Raw genomic sequence first — 3355 nt, forward strand, 5'->3', positions numbered from 1 at the left:
CCGGCTTGAGCAGCAAGATTCACGACTACCTGAGGGTGGTGGTCAGTGAAGATGGAGTCAACGATTTCTTTCTTGGCAATATTGTCTTTTATGAAAACAAATCTGTCACCGTAAGCAGACAATTCTTGTAAGCGTTCATATTTTAAACGTACATCATAATATTCGGTAATACTATCAATACCGACAACCTTCACGCTATCAAATTCATTCAGCAAGCGTTTTACCAAATTGGCTCCGATAAAACCGGCTGCACCAGTCACCAAAACCACTTTGTTCTCTAAACTAACATTGTATGTTACCATAAAGTTAATCCCTTTGGAAAATGTCACGAGTATATACCTTGTCTTTCACATCATCCAGACAAGAATCGTAGCGGTTGGCGATGATGGCCTGACTTATTTCCTTGAATTTGATCAGGTTATTGACCACTTGGCTACCAAAGAATGTTTCACCATCCTGCATAGCAGGCTCGTAAATTACAATAGTAGCGCCCTTCGCCTTGATACGTTTCATAATCCCCTGAATGGCACTTTGACGGAAGTTGTCAGAATTGGACTTCATGGTCAGACGATATACGCCAATGGTTATTTTTTGCTCTTTCTGGGCATCCCATGAACAGGAGGCAGTATAATACCCCGCTTTACGCAGCACTTGATCTGCTATGAAGTCTTTTCTTGTACGGTTACTTTCGACAATAGCACTCATCATGTTCTGAGGTACATCCTGATAGTTAGCCAAGAGTTGTTTCGTATCTTTCGGTAAACAATAACCGCCATAACCAAAACTAGGATTATTATAGTGCGTACCAATACGAGGGTCCAGTCCAACACCCTGTATTATCGACTGGGAATCCAGACCTTTTATCTCTGCGTAAGTATCAAGCTCATTAAAATAACTGACACGCAAAGCAAGATAGGTATTAGCAAACAGTTTGACAGCTTCCGCCTCCTTTATGCCCATAAAAAGAGTAGGAATATCTTTCTTGATTGCACCTTCCTGAAGCAATGCTGCGAAAGTATGCGCAGCTTTCCCTAGGGCGGGAACATCAGCAATGGACTTAATTGCTTCGTTTTCCTCGTCAAACTGCTCGCCATCAATCAGTTTTGGATAGCCAACAATGATACGACTTGGATATAAGTTATCATAAAGAGCCATACTCTCACGAAGAAACTCAGGAGAAAAAAGCAGGTTAAGCTTCCTGACCCCCTTACGGGCATACTTCAAATAAAGTCCCCGGCAATATCCAACAGGAATAGTAGACTTGATTACCATCACAGCATCAGGATTGACACTTAAAACCAGGTCTATGACATCCTCTATATGATGGGTATCGAAATAATTCTTCACAGGATCATAGTTAGTAGGAGCCGCAATGACCACAAAATCAGCGTCACTGTATGCCTTGGCACCGTCAAGCGTGGCGGTTAGATTCAATGCCTTTTCAGACAAATACTTCTCTATATACTCATCCTGAATAGGTGGTTGTTTACGATTGAGCATATCTACTTTCTCAGGAATCACATCGACTGCCGTCACCTGGTGATGTTGCGACAAAAGCGTTGCTATGCTAAGACCAACATAGCCGGTACCTGCAACAGCAATCTTCAAATCTTTTGTATCCATTGTTGATTTATGTTAGTGTTATAGATTATTCCGGTTGCTTATCCAGAACTTCAAATCGAGGTGAATTCTTGGATTTAAACTCAGGTACCACTTTCTTCATCAGCTTCACTGTATCCATGATCTTTACCGTACGGGATAGCTTCTCAAACTCTGTATAAGTATCAAGGATGTCAGCATATTCATAGTGACGTACCTTAGCTATCATTATCTTCTTATTCTCGGTAGGAATCGTATTCTCCTTATCACTCAAGACTTCTTCATAAAGCTTCTCACCGGGACGCAAGCCCGTAAACTTGATCTCAATATCTTCACCGGGACGATAACCGGCAAGTTCAATCATACGGGTAGCCAGGTCGACAATCTTCACGGCCTTGCCCATCTCAAAAACAAAAATCTCATTGCCTTCACCCATCGTAGCAGCCTCCATCACCAGGCGACAAGCTTCGGGAATTGTCATAAAGAAACGGATGATATCAGGATGAGTCACTGTGACGGGACCACCATTCTCGATCTGTTCTTTAAAACGGGGAATGACAGAGCCGTTACTACCCAATACATTGCCAAAGCGGGTAGTGATAAATTTGGTATGGCCTTTCACTTTGCCCTCACGGATAGCACATCCCAGACTCTGTACATAGATTTCGGCTAATCGTTTCGAGCATCCCATGACATTAGTAGGATTCACAGCCTTATCGGTAGAAACCATGATCATCTTCTCAGCTCCGTATTCAACTGCCATATCGGCAACCTGACGGGAACCGACAACATTGACCAATACAGCTTCACAGGGGTTTTCCTCCATCAAAGGAACATGCTTATATGCAGCAGCGTGAAAGATTATCTGAGGCTGATAGATATCGAACACCATACGAAGACGTTCTTTCACGCGGACATCTCCAATGACAGGAACAAAATCAAGACCGGGATAATTCTTCTCAAATTCCAAACGGACATTATGCAAAGGAGACTCGGCGGAGTCAAACATAATCAGTTTCTTAATATTCATCTGAGCCAGTTGCCGGCAAAGCTCGCTACCAATACTACCGGCAGCTCCCGTTACCAACACGACCTTGCCACAGAACTCGGTCATCACTTCCTCCATATTAATATGAATTTCTGAGCGACCCAGCAAGTCCTCAATCTTGATAGGACGTACCCATTGATGGAAACTTCCGTTTTCATCGGCCTCACTAATACTTGGAGATATGAGTGTCTTCAATCCGCTCCTTTTACAATACTGAAGCAGGCGGTCTTCCTCTTCACGGGTATTTTCATAGCGGGCAAACAGGATGCCTCCGATACATTTCTTATGAATAAGCTTGTTGAAACATTCTTCATCCTTAAAAGAATAAACGGGAAGGTCAGCCACACGCCGGATAGAGTCGCCTGTTCCATAAATGCAAAAACCTACAACTTTATAGTGGGAGCTGTTCATTAGACGGACTTTCAATGCCACACTTTTATCATCGATACCATAGATCAGAATATGCATATTCTTCTTATTCAGCAAATTCAGCAAGAACTCATAAATCAGAATCAACTGGATACGGAACCCTACCATAACAATAAAAGTTAGCATGCCATCGAACAGTACGAATACAATTTTCTGACTGTTGTGCATTCCTGTCTGAGGCAGAAGAAACCAGATGGCAATTGCTATGCAGACGGCCTTTATCAGTGCACTCCCCGCCAGTCGCCACAATTCCTTCAACTGGGAAAAACGGATCGTATT

General features: G+C 42.8%; 3 protein-coding genes. All 3 read right to left on the reverse strand.

Annotation, left to right across the window (positions count from 1 at the left end; genetic code table 11):
* A partial coding sequence (locus tag HMPREF2794_RS22670; RefSeq protein WP_139147289.1) for a GDP-mannose 4,6-dehydratase occupies window positions 1-302 on the reverse strand: 302 nt, incomplete at its 3' end.
* 4 nt (window positions 303-306) lie between these two features.
* Window positions 307-1623 (reverse strand): nucleotide sugar dehydrogenase, encoded by a 1317-nt coding sequence (locus HMPREF2794_RS22675; RefSeq protein WP_070752784.1) that lies wholly within the window; start codon window positions 1621-1623, stop codon window positions 307-309.
* Between the two features lie 25 nt (window positions 1624-1648).
* The coding region (locus HMPREF2794_RS22680) for a polysaccharide biosynthesis protein (protein ID WP_070752786.1) at window positions 1649-3355 on the reverse strand (1707 nt) is incomplete at its 5' end.

Origin of the sequence: Bacteroides sp. HMSC067B03 (genome assembly GCF_001811315.1) — a bacterium.
Taxonomy (GTDB): domain Bacteria; phylum Bacteroidota; class Bacteroidia; order Bacteroidales; family Bacteroidaceae; genus Bacteroides; species Bacteroides faecis.